3 protein-coding genes are annotated in these 2,365 nt (G+C 62.0%); 2 read left to right on the top strand and 1 reads right to left on the bottom strand.

Annotated features, from left to right (window positions below; translation table 11 throughout):
* Together VGP39_RS10955 and VGP39_RS10950 are read left to right on the top strand one after the other, a co-directional pair.
* Positions 1 to 789 (top strand): D-glycerate dehydrogenase (locus tag VGP39_RS10955; RefSeq protein WP_327568123.1); only part of this gene is annotated, 789 nt, incomplete at its 5' end.
* A gap of 49 nt (positions 790 to 838) precedes the next feature.
* Complete coding sequence (locus VGP39_RS10950) at positions 839 to 1,036, top strand: hypothetical protein (protein ID WP_327568122.1); 198 nt, start codon at positions 839 to 841, stop codon at positions 1,034 to 1,036.
* A gap of 275 nt (positions 1,037 to 1,311) precedes the next feature.
* On the opposite strand, the gene VGP39_RS10945 is transcribed toward VGP39_RS10950, so the two are convergent.
* Positions 1,312 to 2,112: a molybdopterin-synthase adenylyltransferase MoeB gene (locus tag VGP39_RS10945; protein WP_327568121.1), complete on the bottom strand. Its 801-nt coding sequence runs from the start codon at positions 2,110 to 2,112 to the stop codon at positions 1,312 to 1,314.
* Positions 2,113 to 2,365: the final 253 nt, after the last annotated feature.

Below are 2,365 nucleotides of genomic sequence, written 5' to 3'. Positions count from 1 at the left end.
AAGCTGAAGCTGATCGCCAATTTCGGCAACGGCGTCGACAATATCGACGTGGTGGCGGCGCATGCGCGCGGCATCACCGTGACCAACACGCCGAAAGTGCTGACCGAAGACACCGCCGACATGACTATGGCGCTGATTCTGGCGGTGCCGCGGCGGCTGATCGAGGGCGCCTCAATCGTCACCGACGGCAAGGACTGGCCGGGCTGGTCGCCCACCTGGATGCTCGGCCACCGAATCGGCGGCAAGCGGCTCGGCATCATCGGCATGGGCCGCATCGGCCAGGCGGTGGCGCGCCGCGCCCACGCTTTCGGCCTGCAGATCCATTATCACAACCGCCGCCCGGTGGCGCCGCGCATCGCCGACGAGCTCGGCGCCACCTACTGGGAAAGCCTCGACCAGATGCTGGCGCGGATGGACATCATCTCGGTGAACTGTCCGCATACGCCTGCGACCTTTCACCTTCTTTCAGCGCGGCGCCTGAAACTGATCCGCAAGGACGCCTATATCGTCAACACCGCGCGCGGCGAGGTGATCGACGAAGACACCATGACGAAATTGATCGAGCAGGGCGAGATCGGCGGCGCCGGCCTCGACGTGTTCGAGAACGAGCCCGCGATCTCGCCGAAACTGGTGCGGCTCGCCAAGGCCGGCAAGGTCACACTGCTGCCGCATATGGGCTCGGCCACCATCGAGGGCCGCGTCGAGATGGGCGAGAAGGTGATCATCAACATCCGCACCTTTCTCGACAACCACAAGCCCCCGGACCGCGTGCTGCCAAGCATGCTGTAAGGAAATGCCGGGGCTTTTGCCTATCGCTACATTGTGCTAAGTTGCGCCTATGACAGTTGAAGATATTGAGCGCGCGGTGGAACGTCTGGACGGCGACGATTTCGCGCGGTTCCGCGACTGGTTTTCGCGTCTTGCCGCCGACCGCTTCGATCGCGCGATTGAGGATGATGTTCTGTCGGGGCGTCTCGATGCTTTTCTTGAAGAAGCTCTCGCCGAGGACCGGGCCGGGCGAACGACGCCCTTGTGAGGCACCGCACGACCAAACGTTTTTGGCAAACCTATCAGGCGCTTTCAGAATCTATCCGCTCAGTTGCAGACAAAAATTTCCAACTGCTCAAGTTGAACCCTCGTCATCCGTCACTGCATTTCAAGCGTATCGGACAAGCCTATTCGGTCAGGGTTGGCCGTGATTTCCGCCCTCGCCTTGGCAACCGACGATGACGCCGTCTGGTTTTGGATCGGCAGTCACGCCGCGTACAATCAGATACTGAAATCAATTTGATGAGGTGGATCGGCTGAACCTCATCGGTACCCGCCCAAATTCGTAATCGTCTGCCTATCGCCATTGAGCGGATTGGCCGGATCGCGCGCGTAGCGCAGCGTCTCGAACCGCATCGCGCGGGCGTCGATCATCAAGAGCTGCCCCACCAGCCCTTCGCCAAAACCTGTGATTTCGCGGATCGCCTCCAACGCCATCATCGAGCCCAGCACGCCGGCCAGCGCGCCCATGACCCCGGCCTCGGCGCAGGCCGGCACGGTGCCCGGCGGGGGGGGTTCGGGGAACAGGCAGCGGTAGGTCGGGTTGAGTTCGCCGGCCGCGTTTTTTTCATGCGCCCGAATCGTGGTCAGCGATCCGTCGAACATGCCGAGCGCCGCGGTGATCAGCGGCTTGCCCGCGAGAAAGCAGGCGTCGGAGACGAGATACCGGGTTTCGAAATTGTCGGAGCCGTCGAGCACCAGATCATAGGTACCGATCAGCGCCATCGCATTCGATGCGTTGAGCCGTGTCGCGTGCGAGACGAATTTCACATGCGGATTGAGCGCGTGGATTTTCTCGGCGGCGCTGTCGACCTTGGGCCGGCCGATATCCGGCGTAAAGTGAATGATCTGGCGCTGCAGGTTGGACAGCGACACGATGTCGTCGTCGACCACGCCGAGCGTGCCGACGCCTGCGGCGGCCAGATACATCAGCACCGGCGCGCCGAGCCCGCCGGCGCCGACCACCAGCACGGAGGCCGCCTTCAGCGCCGCCTGGCCGGGGCCGCCGACTTCGCGCAGCACGATATGGCGGGCATAGCGTTCGAGTTCGTCCGGGGTCAGCATGGCCTCGTAGTGTCCTTCAATTCCTGTATCGCCGCAAACAGGACGCCCTCATGGTGAGGAGCGCGTCTTCGCGCGTCTCGAACCATGCGGAGATTGTGGCCATCCTTCGAGACGCGGCCAAGAGGCCGCTCCTCAGAGTCTGATTCAAAATAAGTGACTCAAATCATTGGAGTTCGAGACACGGAAAGTCAGCCCACTTTCAGATGCGACTTGTTGAAACCCGTTGGAGCATCGCAATAACTGCAGATTTGCC

Origin of the sequence: Bradyrhizobium sp., from assembly GCF_036009065.1 — a bacterium.
Classification (GTDB): Bacteria; Pseudomonadota; Alphaproteobacteria; order Rhizobiales; family Xanthobacteraceae; genus Bradyrhizobium.
The sequence above is the reverse complement of the archived record's forward strand: the minus strand, read 5'-3'. Positions and strand labels throughout refer to the sequence as shown.